The organism is Acinetobacter piscicola, assembly GCF_015218165.1.
Lineage (GTDB): Bacteria > Pseudomonadota > Gammaproteobacteria > Pseudomonadales > Moraxellaceae > Acinetobacter > Acinetobacter piscicola_A.
On sequence record NZ_CP048659.1, the window covers coordinates 112,186 to 127,862 of the forward strand.

The window sequence follows — 15,677 nt, forward strand, 5'->3', positions numbered from 1 at the left end:
GTGGCATCTAAAGTTATTATCATTGGAAATACTGCTACAAGTATTTTAGGCTTCCGCATTGATTTGATCAAAGACTTGAAAAGTAAAAACTTTATAGTCTACGCTTTTGTTTGTGAATACAATGATAAAGATTTAAGAGCGATTAACGATATTGGTGCGATTCCTGTTATATACAATATGCAACGAGGTGGATTAAATCCTTTCGCAGATCTAAAATCTTTAATTGAACTTAAAAGTAAAATTAGTGAAATCCATCCAGATATTGTTTTTTCGTATTTTACAAAGCCTGTGATATATGGTTCATTGGCTGCAAAAATGAGTAAAACACCAAAAGTTATTGGCATGGTTGAAGGGTTGGGAACGCCATTTACCATTCATAAACATGGTCAAAGTATCAAAGTCAAAATTATTCGTTTTATACAAGTACGTTTATATAAATTTGTTTTTCCATTTTTGGATAAGATTATTTTTTTAAATCCTGATGATCCAATTGATCTAATTGAAAAAAATCATATTAGACATAAAAAAAATGCTGTGGAAATATTAGGGCCAATTGGATTAAATCTTGAAGAGTATTCATATAGTCGATGGGATGAAAGTAAAGAAGTATCATTTATTTTTATTGCACGTCTTTTAGCAGAAAAAGGTATTTTTGAATATATTGAAGCTGCAAAATTAGTTAAACAAAAATATCCTAATATAATATTTAAAATAATTGGTGGGCTAGATACAGAAAATCCTTATGGTTTGACTCAGCAACAGTTAGATAACTTGATATCATCTGCGGTAGTGGAGTATCCTGGTTTTGTAACAGATGTTGCTAAACGTATACAAGATACTGCAGTTTTTGTATTACCTTCATATTACCGTGAAGGTGTGCCACGTAGTACACAAGAAGCGATGGCTATAGGTCGTCCTGTGATCACGACGGATGTACCAGGTTGTCGTGAAACTGTGGTGGATGGCGTGAATGGTTTTCTTGTGCCGAAATGGAATGCGAAAGCTTTAGCAGAGAAAATGTGTTATTTTATCGAAAATCCTGAGCAAGTGAATAAAATGGGATTGAAGAGCTATGAAATCGCTCAAGAAAAATTTGATGCTAAAAAAGTAAATTCCAAACTTATAGAGATTATGGGTTTAAAGGAACCAAATGAAAAGACTAATTGATATTATTATTTCTTTGATGGCATTAATCATTTTGTTACCTATTTTTTTATTGGTTGCAAATAAAGTTCGTCAGAACTTAGGTTCCCCCATCTTTTTCTATCAAGAACGTCCAGGTAGAGATGGGAAATTATTTAAAATGATTAAATTCCGCTCTATGAAAGATGCATTTGACAAAGATGGTAATCCCTTACCTGATGATCAACGTATTACGCCTTTTGGACAGAAACTGCGCTCAACGAGTTTGGATGAGATGCCGCAGCTCATTAATGTTTTAAAAGGTGATATGAGTATTGTTGGTCCACGCCCACAAATGAAAGAGTTTTTAGATCACTATACACCGCATCAAATGCGTCGCCACGAAGTAAAACCTGGAATGACTGGATTGGCGCAGGTGAGTGGTCGTAATAATTTGTCTTGGGAAGAGAAGTTTGATTTAGATGTAGAATATGTTGAAAAACAATCTACTTTACTTGATTTTAAAATTATGTTTAAAACAGTTGAAGTGATGCTGAAGAAAGAAGGTATTAATGCACCTGACCAAGAAGTGGGTGCTGAACGTTTTTCTGGTAGTAATACTTCTTCAAATTCAAAACCGCATTCTCATCAATAAGTCCAAGTGTCAGTAAATTAAGTTATGATCAAAAAAGCAATTCTTCCTGTAGCAGGTTTAGGCACGCGTTTTTTACCTGCAAGTAAGTCTATTCCTAAAGAAATGGTCACAGTGGTAGACCGTCCTGCGATTGAATATGTTATAAAAGAGGCGGTTGCTGCAGGAATCGAACAAATTATTCTTGTAACACATTCATCTAAAGCATCCATTGAAAATTATTTTGATCGTAATTTTGAGTTAGAAACAACCTTAGAACATAAAAAGAAATTTGATTTACTCAAAGAAATTACCGATATTTTGCCTAAAAATGTCAGTGTTGTGAGCGTGCGTCAACCTCAACCTTTAGGTTTAGGACATGCTGTACTGTGTGCTAAAGATATTGTTGGAAATGAACCTTTTGCTGTGTTATTACCCGATGTTTTAGTAAAAGATGCAGATACAAAGAATGATTTGGCTTTAATGATTGAACGTTTTCAAGTATCAAATGCGTCACAGATTATGGTTGAAGCTGTGCCTGATCATTTAGTCGATCAATACGGTATTGTTGATGTTGCTCAATCACCGAATGAAGGTGAAAGCATCGTAATGCAAGGGATTGTAGAAAAACCTGCAGTAGGTACTGCACCTTCAAATTTATCGGTTGTGGGGCGTTATGTTTTACCTGCTGAAATTATGCAACTTTTAGCAAATACACCCAAAGGTGCAGGTAATGAGATTCAGTTGACCGATGCGATTGCTGCATTACAAAATACAGCAACCGTTGAAGCTTATCGTATGAAAGGTCAAACCTTTGACTGTGGCAGTAAAATCGGTTATTTAAAAGCTGTATTACACTATGGCATTGAACATCCAAAATTGGGTGCAGAGTTCAAACAGCTCATTCAAGAATTAGATTTATAAAGATTCAAAATTAGGTGATCAATGAAAATTAGTGTTTTTGGTACGACTTTACAAGCAGGCGTACTGGCAGGTTTGATGGCTGAATTTGGTCATCAAGTGTCGTGGTGTTTAAATTCACAAAAAACATTGAATTATCAGGATGAGCAAGTCAACCAGTTGATTGAACGCCAAGCTCAGCTTGGTTTTCTAAATATTGTTGATGTAGATCAACTGAATTTAGATCAAGATGTTTATTTATTTTCATTTACACCGACAGAAGTTGATATTGCTTTAAATATTGCAAAAAAGATTAGCTTATCTCCGTTCATTCATCCTAAATTGATGATTAATGGTTCAACCTTTGGGTTGCAGGGCACTGAAAAATTAAAAAGTATTTTATCTCAGGATTATTGGGCATATTTACCTGATGTCATTCAAGAAGGTAATGCAATTCAGAGTTTTACGCAGCTTAAACAAGTGATTGTGGGTGTGGAGCAAGAAGAAACTCAAAATCTGATGTCTGAATTACTCCGTCCTATTTTTCAGCTACAACATCAATTTTTATTTATGCCGATTTTAGATGCTGAATTTACCAAACTCAGTATTTCTGGTATGTTGGCGACACGTATTAGTTATATGAATGACTTGGCTGTCGTCTCTGAAAAGTTAGGAATAGATATTAGTAATGTACGTCAAGGCTTAGCCGCTGATACACGCATTGGTGCAACGTATTTATCTCCCGGTGCAGGTTTTGGTGGTGAGAATTTTTCGCATGATATCTTAACCTTGTCGAATACTGTGGCGTATATGGGGGTTCATAGTCATTTATTGGAACAAGTCTGGGCAATTAACGAGCAACAAAAAGAAGTTTTATTTAGAAAGTTATGGAATTATTACCATAGCCATTTAAAAGGCAAAACTGTTGCTATTTGGGGTGCTTCTTTTAAAGAAAATACCTCAAGTATTCAAAATGCACCAATTCATGTGATGCTACAAGCTTTATGGGCACAAGGTGTAATCGTAAAATTACATGACCCCCAAGCATTAAAAGAAATTGAAAATATGTATGGCACGCGTGCTGATCTGATTTTATGTGAAGATCAATATCAAGCCGTTGAGCATGCAGATGCACTGTGTTTAATGACCGCTTGGGCGCAATATTGGAGTCCAGATTATCTGCAACTCAAGCAGAAAATGCAGCATCCTTTGATTTTAGATGGTCGTAATATTTATGATCCCGCTTATGTGAAATCACAAGGCTTTGCATACCAAGGAGTAGGGCGTTCATGAGTCATATCGAACAATTTTCTGTAGTGACAGAGCTTAGAGAACAACTGAACCAATTGGCTGAAGCACAAAAAAATATTCATTTAAATGAATTATTTGAAAAAGAAACACAGCGTTTTGAACAGTATTCTGTACAGTATCAAGATTTAACTTTTGATTTCAGTAAGCATCGCATTGATCAGGCGATTTTTAAAAATTTAATACAATTTGCTGAATCAAAAAAATTAGCGCAATGGATTCAGCGTTTATTTTCGGAAGAGCTGATTAACTATACCGAGCAGCGTGCTGCAATGCATTGGGCTTTGCGACAACCATCTGAAAATAAAAAAAATAGTAAAATTGTACAGGCTGTACATGAACAGTTAGAACGCATGTATCGCATTGTTGAAAAAATTCATGCGGGACAATATCGTGGAGTAACCGGTGAAGTAATCCAAGATGTGGTGAATATTGGTGTGGGTGGCTCAGATTTAGGACCTTTAATGGTTACACATGCGCTATCTGATTATCAGGTACATACGACCAAGCCTCTGCATGTTCATTTTGTTTCAACCATGGATGGCAGTCAGCTTTCAGAACTGTTGCATCAGTTACGTCCTGAAACGACGTTATTTATTATTTCTTCCAAGTCTTTTGGTACGATCGATACATTATCGAATGCACAAACGGTACGCCAATGGTTAGAAAAGTCTTTAGGGCAGTGTGAAGGAGTTTTAAAAAATCACTTTATTGGTGTTTCGACCAAACCTGAAAAAATGACGGCATGGGGGATCGCGCCTGAAAATCAGTTGCTGCTGTGGGATTGGGTGGGGGGTCGTTATTCGCTGTGGTCATGCATTGGTTTACCGATTGCATTGACGATTGGTGTAGATGGTTTTAAACAACTCCTTGCGGGTGCGTATGCGATCGACGAGCATTTCCAAAATGCTGAATTTTCAGAAAATTTACCTGTGTTGATGGGTATGCTTGGTGTTTGGAATAATAACTTTTTAAACATCCAGACCCATGCTGTGTTGCCCTATGATGGGCGTTTAAAATATTTTGCAGCTTATTTACAACAATTAGAAATGGAATCGAATGGGAAATCCATTCAGCGTAATAATGAACAGGTAGAATATGATACTTGTCCGATTTTATGGGGCGAAGTGGGGCCAAATGCACAGCATGCCTTTTATCAATTATTGCATCAAGGCACGCATTCAGTGAGCTGTGATTTTATTGCACCTGTTCATCGTTACAATGCCAATCAATTTACTTATGCTCAAAATGCAGAAGCATTGATTGAACAACATCATTTAGCATTATCGAATTGTTTAGCACAGTCACGTTTATTGGCCTTCGGTAATCAAGCACTGGATCAAAAAGAGCTGACCGATTTACCTAAATATAAACAATATACAGGGAATCAACCGAGTACCACACTTCTCATGAAAGAATTAAGTCCTTACAGTTTGGGGATGTTAATTGCTTTATATGAACATAAAGTGTTTGTACAATCTGTGATATGGAATATTAATCCTTTTGATCAGTGGGGGGTTGAGAAAGGTAAGGAAATTGCCAATCAATTATTGCCTATTTTAAATCAGCAGCAACATGACTTATCTGCCTTGGATGCATCAACACAAGGTTTAATCAAAATCCTTCTTCAAAAATAACAGAGTTTTATTATGGCAAACATTTTAGTGACAGGTGGTGCAGGATACATCGGTTCACATACTTGTGTAGAGCTACTGAATGCGGGTCATTCTGTTGTTGTACTCGATAATTTATCTAACAGTTCTGAAGAAGCGCTACTCCGTGTGCAAGAGCTCACAGCAAAAAGTTTGACTTTTGTTGAGGGGGATATTCGAGATGCCTCTACTTTAGATCAAGTGTTTGCATCACATCAAATTGATGCTGTGATTCATTTTGCGGGCTTGAAAGCTGTTGGTGAAAGTCAGCAAATTCCATTGACTTATTTTGATAATAATATTGCGGGTTCGATTAGCTTGGTTCAAGCCATGCAACGTGCTGAAGTCTTTCATTTGGTCTTTAGTTCATCTGCAACGGTGTATGATGAAGCCAATATTTCACCGCTGAATGAAAATATGCCTACAGGTATGCCAAGCAATAATTATGGGTATACCAAACTCATTGTTGAGCAAATGCTGCAAAAATTAGCGATTGCTGATGCACGTTGGTCAATTGCATTATTGCGTTATTTTAATCCCGTGGGTGCGCATAAAAGTGGTCGTATTGGTGAAGATCCGCAAGGGATTCCTAATAATCTAATGCCTTATGTAACGCAAGTTGCTGTAGGTCGCCGTGAAAAGCTGTCTATTTTTGGTCAAGATTATGATACGGTCGATGGTACGGGTGTACGTGACTATATCCATGTCGTAGATTTAGCGAATGCACATTTATGTGCATTAAATAATCGCCTAGATGCTGAAGGCTGCCGTGCATGGAATATTGGTACAGGTAATGGTTCATCTGTACTTGAAGTCAAAAACACATTTGAACAAGTAAATGGTGTGGCTATTGCATTTGAATTTGCTCGACGTCGTGAAGGAGATGTTGCAACTTCATTTGCAGACAATGCGCGTGCTGTTGCAGAGTTAGGTTGGAAACCTCAATATAAACTTGAAGATATGCTTGCAGATAGTTGGAATTGGCAAAAGCAAAATCCAGAAGGATATAAAAAATAATTTTTTAAGTAACGTGAATTCGGGATAAGAAATTTGATAAAGAATAGGCATTTGAGTCACAATTTAATCACGACAAAAAACTGAATAACCTCAAATGCCTATCGATACACAGCTTACAACACTTTTTTGTTTAATTGATGATTTTTGTGCTGATATTACCAACAATGTTGAACAATATAGGCTTACTTCAGGACAAGCTAAGCGATTGCGCCAAAGTAAAATCAGTGCTTCTGAAGTTCTCACTTTATTATTGTGGTTTCATCTAACAGGGAGTAGAAACTTCAAGGCTTTTTATCTTTATTGGGCTAAGCCTTTTCTTTGCTCTTACTTTCCAAACTTACCTAGCTATAACCGATTCATTGAATTAAAAGCAAAATATGTGATGTATTTTGTCGCTCTTATTGAGAGTTTAAAGGTGCAATCCTCTGGAATTGCTTTTATTGATTCTACCAAATTAGCTGTGTGTCATAATAAACGTATTCAGCAACACCGTGTATTTGTAGACAGTGCAAGTCGGGGGAAAACCTCTGTAGATTGGTTTTATGGTTTCAAAATTCATTTGATTTGCGATCATGTTGGACGCTTAGTTTCTTATTGTATAACAACAGGTAACGTTGATGACCGTAAAGTATTACCAGAATTAATAGAACACTCAAAATTAAAAGGTAAGTTGTTTGGTGATCGTGGCTATATTGGTAAGAATTGGAAGGATCGCCTTGCAGAAGTTGGTGTTCAACTGATTACACGTGTAAAAAGAAATATGAAACCACAAGTTTTAGATCCATTTGATCATGCTGTATTAAAAAAACGTGGAATTATTGAAGCACCATTTAATTTGATGAAAAGTCAATTTGATCTTGAACACACTCGCCATAGATCAAAAATAGGATTATTGACGACAATATTCTCAGCTTTAACCTTATATGCGTTGGTACTTTTGAATGGATATAATTCAGGAATTCAGCAGATTTTAAAACCTATTGAATTAAAATCTGCTTAAGCCGAATTCACGTTAAGTATTTAAAAATGGGAGCTGATTGCTCCCATTTTTATCAAGATTTTTAATGAAAATCAGATTATCCTTGAATTAAAGTCGTTAATTCATCGACATAAGCTTGCATTGGTTTTGGATTTTTATCCTGACGACTTTCAATATTGAGGCGTAATAAAGGCTCTGTATTTGAAGCACGAACATTTAAACGCCAAGCACCAAAATCTAAACTCACACCGTCGGTTTGGTCAATTTTTGGATTTTGATCCGCAAAATAGTCAAGTATCTTTTGAATCGTCTGTTGAGTATCAACGACTTTAAAGTTAATTTCACCACTACAAGGGAATTTTTCAATCATATCTTCGACCAGTGTAGATAAAGATAGATGGGTCTCTGAAAGCACTGAAATTGCCAATAACCAAGGAATCATACCGCTGTCACAATATGAAAAATCGCGGAAATAGTGGTGTGCACTCATTTCTCCACCATAAACCGCATTATGTTCACGCATCACATCTTTAATAAAGGCATGCCCTGATTTAGATTGAATTGCTGTTCCCTGATATTTTTCAACAATATCAAACGTATTCCACACTAAACGAGGATCGTGCACAATTTTTTCGCCTGACTGTTTCAGTAAAAATGCTTGGGCAAGTAGACCTACAATATAATAGCCTTCGATAAATTGACCTTTTTCGTCAAAAAGGAAGCAACGGTCAAAGTCACCATCCCATGCGATCCCCATATCTGCCTGATGTTCAAGTACAGCATTACGGGTACTATCGCGGTTTTCCACTAAAATTGGGTTAGGAATCCCATTTGGAAAGTGACCATCTGCATCATTGTGAATTTTAATGAATGCAACAGGAATACTCAGCTGTTTGAATTTTTCTTCAATAGCATCAACAACATGACCTGCTGCACCATTGCCTGCATTCATGACTAATTTTAATGGACGAATTTTACTTGGATCAATATAGGTAATTAAATGCTCGATGAACTCAGGCAAAATATTATATTTTTGAGTGGTTCCTTTTTTGGCAACGTCTTTAAATTGTTCTGTTTCAGCCAAAGCTTGAATGTCTTTTAAGCCAGTATCTGCACTGATTGGTCGTGCATTTTCACGCACTAATTTCATGCCATTATAATCCATCGGATTATGACTGGCTGTGATTTCAATCCCACCTTGAACATCTAAGTGAAAAGCACCGAAATAAACCTCTTCCGTACCTGTCATACCTAAATCAAGGACATCAACACCCGCATCATTTAAACCACGGATGGTGGCTTGTTTGAGTGCTTCACTGGTTAAGCGAACATCACAACCGACAACTACAGTTTTAGGTTGATAAATTTGCCCATAAGCACGACCGATTTTATATGCAATATCGTTATTGAGTTCTGTGCCGAGTTTTCCACGGATATCATAAGCTTTAAAGCAAGTGAGTTGGCTCATATCTTCTCTCGTTTGATAAAGAAAAGGCTGGTTTATATCCAGCCTATTGTGGTCAGACAAAATAGTTGTTAACTAGTGACTATTAAAAATCAATAACTTAAACTTAGTTAAATTGTCTTTTATTACAAAATAGTTATTAACTAATAAATGTCATGAAATTGATACTAAAAAATTAAAGGACAAAATAGTTATTAACTGACTGCTGAAGTTACCAGCCTTTCTCTTTGATACTCAGTATATTTTAGCATCTAAATTAATTCAGATACTAAAATATGATTTCAGAACTCAAAATATTATTTATTTTGAGCGATTTAACTCATAAACTAATCTGAATAGCTCTACTTGGTATTTTGCATCATGCAAAGCATTATGATCACCTTGTAAGGTCGGATGTACATATTTATCTATTGAGCTTGATTTTGTATCGTGCCAACTACATTTTGTAGCGCCCATAAAAAGAGCTTTGATATCTATGGCTGAAATACCGAAAGGATTTCTATTTAACGTGAATTCGGAATAAGAAATTTGATAAAGAATAGGCATTTGAGTCACAATTTAATCACGACAAAAAACTGAATAACCTCAAATGCCTATCGATACACAGCTTACAACACTTTTTTGTTTAATTGATGATTTTTGTGCTGATATTACCAACAATGTTGAACAATATAGGCTTACTTCAGGACAAGCTAAGCGATTGCGCCAAAGTAAAATCAGTGCTTCTGAAGTTCTCACTTTATTATTGTGGTTTCATCTAACAGGGAGTAGAAACTTCAAGGCTTTTTATCTTTATTGGGCTAAGCCTTTTCTTTGCTCTTACTTTCCAAACTTACCTAGCTATAACCGATTCATTGAATTAAAAGCAAAATATGTGATGTATTTTGTCGCTCTTATTGAGAGTTTAAAGGTGCAATCCTCTGGAATTGCTTTTATTGATTCTACCAAATTAGCTGTGTGTCATAATAAACGTATTCAGCAACACCGTGTATTTGTAGACAGTGCAAGTCGGGGGAAAACCTCTGTAGATTGGTTTTATGGTTTCAAAATTCATTTGATTTGCGATCATGTTGGACGCTTAGTTTAGAGGTGGTCCCACTTGTTTGAACAACTAAAAGCATATTTATAAGTGATATTCCGCTCTAGTTAAGCCACCTTGTTTTGTTGGGGTAGCTGATCATAGTAAAACTCATTTGGTGTCATTTTGTCTAGACTCGAATGAGGTCGTTTCAGATTATAAAACTCAAAATATGCACTCAATTGCTTTTTCGCATCTGTGACACTGCTATAAGCTTTGAGATACACCTCTTCATATTTAACGCTCCGCCATAATCGTTCAACCATCACATTATCTACCCATCGACCTTTACCATCCATACTGATTTGAATGCCATTTGATTTCAATACATCAATAAATGCATCACTGGTGAACTGACTGCCTTGGTCTGTATTCAATATTTCAGGTGATCCATATTTTTCAATCGCTTCATTTAAAGCCGAAATACAAAAATCCACCTCCATACTAATCGATACCCTATGCGCAAGTACCTTGCGGCTATGCCAATCAATCACAGCACATAAATAAACAAAGCCTTTTGCCATAGGGATATACGTTATATCCGTAGGCCACACTTGATTACTGCGCTGAATTGCCAATCCTTTGAGCAGATATGGATATTTACTGTGAGCTTGATTAGCCTGGCTTAAATTTGGTTTGCAATATAACGCCTGAATACCCATTTTCTTCATTAAAGTACGTGTATGACGTCGTCCTATATGATGTCCTTGACGATTCAACAAATTACGCATCCTACGGCTACCTGCAAAAGGATATTGCATATGTAATTCATCAATACACCGCATCAGCTTCAGATCTGATGAGCTAACAGGTTTTGGGCGATAATAATAACAACCACGAGAGACTTTCAGCAGCTTAGCTTGCTTAGATACTGGGTAGTGTTTCAAAAAGTATGCTGAAAGAAAGACAGGTAAGAATTTGATACTATAGGGAAATGCAAATAACTCTAGAAATCAAATGTCCTACCTGCCTGAGTGACAGTATAAAGAAAAATGGCATAAAACTATATGGTAAGCAAAATTACCAATGCAAAATATGCAAACGTCAATTTATCGGTGATCATGCACTGAGTTACCAAGGTTGTCACTTTGGTATCAAAAGTAAAATACTACATCTGATGGTACGAGGCAGTGGTGTTAGAGACATTGCCAAAGTTGAGCGAGTGAGTATTGGTAAGGTTTTACGTACGCTCAGCCAATCAAACTATCAACTTCAAGCACGGCAAACTCATTATGAAACCATTGAAGTAGATGAGTTTTGGACTTTTGTCGGTAATAAGCAAAATAAAGAATGGTTGATTTACGCCTATCACCGAGAAACAGGTGAAATCGTTGCTTATGTATGGGGTAAACGAGATTTAACCACAGCAAAACGACTTAAATTAAAATTAAAGCAGCTAGGTGTGAGCTATACCCGTATATCAAGTGACGATTGGGATAGCTTTGTTACGACCTTTAAAAAATGTAAACAGTTGATAGGTAAGTTTTTCACTGTAGGTATTGAGGGCAATAATTGTCGCTTACGCCATCGGATTAGACGAGGGTTTAGGAGGAGTTGTAACTTCTCAAAAAATCTGGACAATCATTTCAAAGCCTTTGATTTAGTGTTCTTTTATATTAACAATGGATTCGTTTAATGGCAGCATACTTTTTGAAACACCACCAGATACTGAAATCTGAAGTGAGTCGTCGATTAACTTTTGTGGTTGAAGCGGCCCAGTTTCTTCAACACACCTTCTAAAAAATCAATTTCTAATGCCTGCTCACCGATTTTTGCATGTAACTTTTTAAGATCAATGGGAGGTTCTGATGGAGCTTTTGATTGATCGAAAGCTTGTGAGGAAGCTGAGATCAATTGATTTTTCCAGTCAATAATTTGGTTTTGATGAACATCAAACTCAGAACTCAATTCAGCAAGTGTTTTTTCTGCTTTGATCGCAGCAAGTGCTACCTTAGCCTTAAAGTCGTTTGAATGATTTCTTCTTGGTCTACGTGCCATAAAATACTCCATATATTGATGTTTATAACATCATTTGAGGAGCAGAATATCACTTATAGCAGTTGTTCAAATTTCTGGATCCACCTCTGGGAATACTTTCTTTCAACCAATAATCAAAAATTGGACGAGCAACTTTGGCAGCAGCACTACCACTGCGTCCATTCTCTAAAATAATGGCAAGAACAATTTGAGGGTTATCCGCAGGAGCAAAGCCAATAAATAGAGCATGATCGTAATGCCGTTCAATGAGTAAGGCTTCATTGTAGTGTTTGCCCTGTGCAATACTTTTAACTTGGGCTGTACCTGTTTTTCCTGCAATTTGATATTGTAGTCCCGACTTGATACCTTGACCTGTACCAGACTGAATCACATCAATCATGGCGTGATGCATTTTTACCCAATCGTTAGGGGTGCCATTAAAGAGAATTTTACCATCTGTATCATGGTGGATTGGGTAGGGTGTTGAACCTTTACTTTCTTTAAGTAAATGAGGGGTAATATGCTTACCAGAATTGGCAACGATTGCTGTCGAAAGGGCTAATTGTAATGGTGTAGCGGTGAATGCCCCCTGACCAATACTTACGGAAATTGTTTCACCCATTAACCATTTTGTCCCACGGGTTCGCATTTTCCATTCGGGTGATGGATATAATCCCGAACCTTCATAAGGTAAGTCAATTCCTGTTTTTTCACCAAAGCCAAACTGGGTCATCCATTTGTACATATTGTCGATACCCATTTGATAAGACAATATATAAAAATAGGTATCACTAGACTGTGTGATCGCTTTATGTAAATCGACAATGCCATGGCCAGATTTTTTCCAATCACGAAATTTATCTGAATAGCCGTAAAACCTTGCCCTTCAGGGCGGGGATATAAGGCTGCAATCCGCTAGTCCTCCTTGTGGGGATTAGCTAGGATTGCTAATGCGGTGTCTGCTGACTCTCAATATATTGTTTAATAATTGAAATCGGAGCACCGCCACATGATGCAGCGAAGTAACTAGGTGACCACAGAGCATTTACCCATAGCTTGTTTTTAATTTCGGGGTGTTTGGTTCGTAAAATTCGACTAGAAGCACCCTTTAAACTATTTACTAAGCTAGAAATTGCTATTTTTGGCGGATAATTCACAAGTAAGTGAACATAGTCATGTTCTCCATCAAATTCCATCAATTCAGCTTCAAAGTCTAAGCAGACACGCTCAAATACTTCACGCATCGTTTCTTGCATTGCTTTGGTAAAAACATCTCTACGATATTTAGCTACAAAGACTAAATGTACATGCATATTAAAAATACAATGGCGACCTGTTCTAATTTCTTGACTAGTACTCATACGCCAAATATATTTTAAGTATGAAGACACTTAAATTACGCATAAAAGATAAACATTGCAAGATACTAGACCAACTAGCGTTAGAGGTAAACTTTGTTTGGAATTATGTCAATGATTTGTGTTTTAAACACTTGCAAAGAAAACAACAATTCTTTTCAGCATACGATATTGCAAAATATACAAAAGGTGCATCTAAGGAATGTAACTTGCACAGCCAAACCATACAGGCAGTTGCAGAAGAATTAGTGACAAGACGCAAGCAATTCAAGAAATCAAAATTAAAATGGCGTGTCAGCAATAAGAAATCAGCTAGACGCTCTTTAGGATGGATACCATTCAAGAAAGTAGCAATCAAATATGCTGATGGCTATGTTCAATATGGTAAGCATCAATTCAAACTATGGGATAGTTACGGACTCAGCAAATACAATGTTAAAACAGGCTCATTTGTCGAGGATAGCCGTGGGCGTTGGTATGTTTGCCTTGTGATTGATTCAATTAAAACTGAGAAAACCACCGCTAAAACCTCGATTGGCATAGATTTAGGTTTAAAAGATTTAGCGACTTGTTCAGATGGCGTAAAGTTGAAAGCGCCTAAAATCTATCGGCAATATGAACAAAAACTTGGCATTGCACAACGTGCAAAAAATAAGAAACGTGTTAAAGCGATTCACGCCAAGATCAAAAATATTCGTCAAAACATGCTGCATCAATTCAGCCATAAATTGGTGAATGAACATGCAGCAATCTTCGTTGGCAATGTGAATGCCAAAGCATTAGCACAGACTAGATTAGCTAAGTCAGTGTTAGATGCAAGTTGGACAACACTAAGAACCATGCTCAAGTATAAATGCGAGAACGCAGGTGTATGGTATGAAGAAGTCAATGAAGCGTATACCACCCAAACGTGTTCGTGCTGTGGCTCACGCTTCAGTAGTCCGAAAGGTAGAGCAGGCTTAGGAATAAGAGAATGGCAGTGTTGTGAGTGTGGTAGCTCATGGGATCGGGATATAAATGCCGCACTGAATATTCTTGCGCTCGGACATGAGCGTCTCGCAGGAGGAATCTCCGTCCTTTAGGTCGGGGAGGATGTCAAGACTATCACCAGGGATTTGGAAATAGCCAGGATCAAAAATTTTGGTATTCCAGTCAATATAGCCATAATGAATACCGCCCAATCCAGCCATAGGTTTAATTGTTGATGCTGGTGGATAAGTCCCCTGTAATGCTCGGTTATATAATGGTTGATCAAGATTCTCATTGAGATTGTTATAATCTTTATGGCTAATACCCGTCACAAATAAATTCGGATTAAAACTTGGGCTAGATACCATTGCCAGTACTTCACCATTACGAGGATCTAAGGCGATAATCGCTCCACGTTTCTGTGCAAGTTGTTCCGATGCAAACTTTTGTAAATGAAAGTCAAGTGAAAGATAGAGATCATTGCCACGAATTGCAGGTTGATCTTCTAAATGTTTTAAAACTGTCCCATGTACATTGACTTCAACAGATTCATGACCTTTTTGCCCATGTAAAAGTTGTTCATAAAATTTTTCTATACCGATTTTACCAATCAGGTTTGTACCTGCATATTTATCTTTATCAATAACTTTTAGCTCTTTATCATTAATTCGTCCCACATAGCCAATTAAATGAGCAAACAAATCATCATAAGGATAAATTCGTGTCATTTGGGTTGCAATTTCAACATCAGGAAATTGATATTTAACTTCACTAAATCGTGCAATATCTTCATCAGTAAGATGGAATTTAATGGTGACTTGTCAGTTTTTCGTGCATCTTTAAAACGTTTTTGAACTTGTCCAATATCTTCTGCTGATAAATTTAATATTGGTTGTAAATTTTTGATTAAATTGTTAATTTTTGGATATTGAGCTTTATTTACAGTAATTGAAAAAATAGGATAATTATGGGCGAGTAATATTCCATTACGATCGTAAATATTTCCTCTCGCAGGTGGGATTGACTGTAAACGAATTCTGTTAGATTCTGAGATAGTTTGAAAATGTTGATGCTGATAGAGCTGCAAATAACCATATCTAATGATCAAGACAGCAAGACAAATTCCCACTAGAGCCATTGCAAAATAGATTCTCAGGTTAAAAATCTTCTTTTCCTGCTGTAAATTTTTAACCTGATTATGTGTTTGATGCCACATAAGCA

General features: G+C 36.7%; 12 protein-coding genes and 5 pseudogenes. 10 read left to right on the forward strand and 7 right to left on the reverse strand.

The features are described 5' to 3' along the window. The 7 genes from G0028_RS00515 (at window position 1) to G0028_RS00545 (ending at window position 7,630) form a co-directional block, all read left to right on the forward strand. Window positions 1-1,167, forward strand: a complete 1,167-nt coding sequence (locus G0028_RS00515) for a glycosyltransferase family 4 protein (protein ID WP_180047141.1) — start codon at window positions 1-3, stop codon at window positions 1,165-1,167. Then, window positions 1,151-1,777: a sugar transferase gene (locus G0028_RS00520; protein ID WP_180047139.1), complete on the forward strand. Its 627-nt coding sequence runs from the start codon at window positions 1,151-1,153 to the stop codon at window positions 1,775-1,777. Before G0028_RS00515 ends, G0028_RS00520 begins: the two co-directional genes overlap by 17 nt. A gap of 24 nt (window positions 1,778-1,801) precedes the next feature. Next, window positions 1,802-2,677 carry a UTP--glucose-1-phosphate uridylyltransferase GalU gene (galU, locus tag G0028_RS00525; RefSeq protein ID WP_180047137.1) on the forward strand — a complete coding sequence of 292 codons (876 nt, stop codon included), beginning with the start codon at window positions 1,802-1,804 and terminating at the stop codon, window positions 2,675-2,677. 21 nt (window positions 2,678-2,698) lie between these two features. After that, window positions 2,699-3,946: a nucleotide sugar dehydrogenase gene (locus G0028_RS00530; protein WP_130075392.1), complete on the forward strand. Its 1,248-nt coding sequence runs from the start codon at window positions 2,699-2,701 to the stop codon at window positions 3,944-3,946. Beyond that, the gene (gene pgi, locus G0028_RS00535) at window positions 3,943-5,598 is read left to right on the forward strand and encodes a glucose-6-phosphate isomerase (protein WP_180047135.1); all 1,656 of its coding nucleotides are present in this window, start codon (window positions 3,943-3,945) and stop codon (window positions 5,596-5,598) included. The genes G0028_RS00530 and pgi overlap by 4 nt, the downstream gene beginning before the upstream one ends. A gap of 12 nt (window positions 5,599-5,610) precedes the next feature. Continuing rightward, on the forward strand, window positions 5,611-6,630 hold the full coding sequence (gene galE / locus G0028_RS00540; RefSeq protein ID WP_180047133.1) for a UDP-glucose 4-epimerase GalE: 1,020 nt from the start codon (window positions 5,611-5,613) through the stop codon (window positions 6,628-6,630). 94 nt (window positions 6,631-6,724) lie between these two features. Further along, window positions 6,725-7,630 (forward strand): IS982 family transposase, encoded by a 906-nt coding sequence (locus tag G0028_RS00545; protein WP_194088742.1) that lies wholly within the window; start codon window positions 6,725-6,727, stop codon window positions 7,628-7,630. Between the two features lie 76 nt (window positions 7,631-7,706). Here the strand turns inward: G0028_RS00545 and G0028_RS00550 are convergent, their stop codons facing one another. Beyond that, the gene (locus G0028_RS00550) at window positions 7,707-9,077 is read right to left on the reverse strand and encodes a phosphomannomutase CpsG (RefSeq protein WP_111861322.1); all 1,371 of its coding nucleotides are present in this window, start codon (window positions 9,075-9,077) and stop codon (window positions 7,707-7,709) included. 297 nt (window positions 9,078-9,374) lie between these two features. Then, window positions 9,375-9,620 (reverse strand): hypothetical protein, encoded by a 246-nt coding sequence (locus G0028_RS00555; RefSeq protein WP_180048078.1) that lies wholly within the window; start codon window positions 9,618-9,620, stop codon window positions 9,375-9,377. A gap of 43 nt (window positions 9,621-9,663) precedes the next feature. On the opposite strand from G0028_RS00555, the pseudogene G0028_RS00560 reads away from it, so the two are divergent. Further along, window positions 9,664-10,158 (forward strand): annotated as a pseudogene (locus G0028_RS00560) (transposase); the annotation flags it as partial. A 62-nt stretch (window positions 10,159-10,220) separates the two neighbouring features. Here G0028_RS00560 and G0028_RS00565 read toward each other — a convergent pair. Next, window positions 10,221-11,024: pseudogene (locus G0028_RS00565) on the reverse strand (IS3 family transposase); the annotation flags it as partial. A gap of 62 nt (window positions 11,025-11,086) precedes the next feature. Here G0028_RS00565 and G0028_RS00570 point away from each other — a divergent pair. Next, window positions 11,087-11,788, forward strand: a complete 702-nt coding sequence (locus G0028_RS00570) for an IS1 family transposase (RefSeq protein WP_194088743.1) — start codon at window positions 11,087-11,089, stop codon at window positions 11,786-11,788. A 27-nt stretch (window positions 11,789-11,815) separates the two neighbouring features. Here the strand turns inward: G0028_RS00570 and G0028_RS00575 are convergent. The 3 genes and pseudogenes from G0028_RS00575 to tnpA form a co-directional block, all read right to left on the reverse strand. Further along, a pseudogene (locus G0028_RS00575) lies at window positions 11,816-12,162 on the reverse strand (transposase); the annotation flags it as partial. A gap of 91 nt (window positions 12,163-12,253) precedes the next feature. After that, a pseudogene (locus G0028_RS00580) lies at window positions 12,254-13,000 on the reverse strand (penicillin-binding transpeptidase domain-containing protein); the annotation flags it as partial. A gap of 76 nt (window positions 13,001-13,076) precedes the next feature. Continuing rightward, a complete protein-coding gene (gene tnpA, locus G0028_RS00585) occupies window positions 13,077-13,490 on the reverse strand; it encodes an IS200/IS605 family transposase (RefSeq protein ID WP_194088744.1) in 414 nt (137 codons plus the stop codon). Window positions 13,491-13,510: 20 nt separating this feature from the next. Between tnpA and G0028_RS00590 the strand changes: the two genes are divergently transcribed. After that, window positions 13,511-14,569 (forward strand): RNA-guided endonuclease InsQ/TnpB family protein, encoded by a 1,059-nt coding sequence (locus G0028_RS00590; protein WP_194088738.1) that lies wholly within the window; start codon window positions 13,511-13,513, stop codon window positions 14,567-14,569. 18 nt (window positions 14,570-14,587) lie between these two features. Here G0028_RS00590 and G0028_RS00595 read toward each other — a convergent pair. Continuing rightward, a pseudogene (locus G0028_RS00595) lies at window positions 14,588-15,672 on the reverse strand (penicillin-binding transpeptidase domain-containing protein); the annotation flags it as partial. Between the last annotated feature and the right edge of the window lie 5 nt (window positions 15,673-15,677).

Coding starts and splice junctions, on each gene's coding strand:
- G0028_RS00520 (WP_180047139.1), top strand. CDS start 1,151: ATGAAAAGACTAATTGATATTATTATTTCTTTGATGGCATTAATCATT.
- galU (WP_180047137.1), top strand. CDS start 1,802: ATGATCAAAAAAGCAATTCTTCCTGTAGCAGGTTTAGGCACGCGTTTT.
- G0028_RS00530 (WP_130075392.1), top strand. CDS start 2,699: ATGAAAATTAGTGTTTTTGGTACGACTTTACAAGCAGGCGTACTGGCA.
- pgi (WP_180047135.1), top strand. CDS start 3,943: ATGAGTCATATCGAACAATTTTCTGTAGTGACAGAGCTTAGAGAACAA.
- galE (WP_180047133.1), top strand. CDS start 5,611: ATGGCAAACATTTTAGTGACAGGTGGTGCAGGATACATCGGTTCACAT.
- G0028_RS00545 (WP_194088742.1), top strand. CDS start 6,725: ATGCCTATCGATACACAGCTTACAACACTTTTTTGTTTAATTGATGAT.
- G0028_RS00550 (WP_111861322.1), bottom strand. CDS start 9,077: ATGAGCCAACTCACTTGCTTTAAAGCTTATGATATCCGTGGAAAACTC.
- G0028_RS00555 (WP_180048078.1), bottom strand. CDS start 9,620: ATGCCTATTCTTTATCAAATTTCTTATTCCGAATTCACGTTAAATAGA.
- G0028_RS00570 (WP_194088743.1), top strand. CDS start 11,087: ATGCAAATAACTCTAGAAATCAAATGTCCTACCTGCCTGAGTGACAGT.
- tnpA (WP_194088744.1), bottom strand. CDS start 13,490: ATGAGTACTAGTCAAGAAATTAGAACAGGTCGCCATTGTATTTTTAAT.
- G0028_RS00590 (WP_194088738.1), top strand. CDS start 13,511: ATGAAGACACTTAAATTACGCATAAAAGATAAACATTGCAAGATACTA.